Source organism: Bradyrhizobium sp. TM239, from assembly GCF_036247985.1.
Taxonomy (GTDB): domain Bacteria; phylum Pseudomonadota; class Alphaproteobacteria; order Rhizobiales; family Xanthobacteraceae; genus Bradyrhizobium; species Bradyrhizobium ottawaense.
Map to the genome: position 1 here is coordinate 1 of NZ_BTIR01000057.1, position 250 is coordinate 250.

1 protein-coding gene is annotated in these 250 nt (G+C 58.8%); it reads right to left on the bottom strand.

The annotated features are described in order from the left end of the window. On the bottom strand, positions 1–192 hold a 192-nt coding region (locus tag AABA84_RS34890; protein WP_338314363.1), incomplete at its 3' end, for an acyl-CoA dehydrogenase family protein. Positions 193–250 lie beyond the last annotated feature (58 nt).

The following is a 250-nucleotide window of genomic DNA, read 5'->3' on the forward strand; positions in this document are numbered from 1 at the left end:
GTCGAGGCCGGAGCCGCCGAACTCCACCGGCTTGTTCAGGCCGAGAAAGCCGAGGCTGCCCATCTTCTTGAACAGCTCGTGGGCGGGGAAGATGTCGGCCTTCTCCCAATCATCGACATGAGGGTTGATCTCGTTGGCGATGAACTTTTGCAAGCTGCGGCGGATGTCGTCGTGGTCGGCGGTGAATAGCATTTTTGTCCTCTCGTCATTCCGGGGCATCGCGAAGCGAAGAGCCCGGAATCCATTTCTC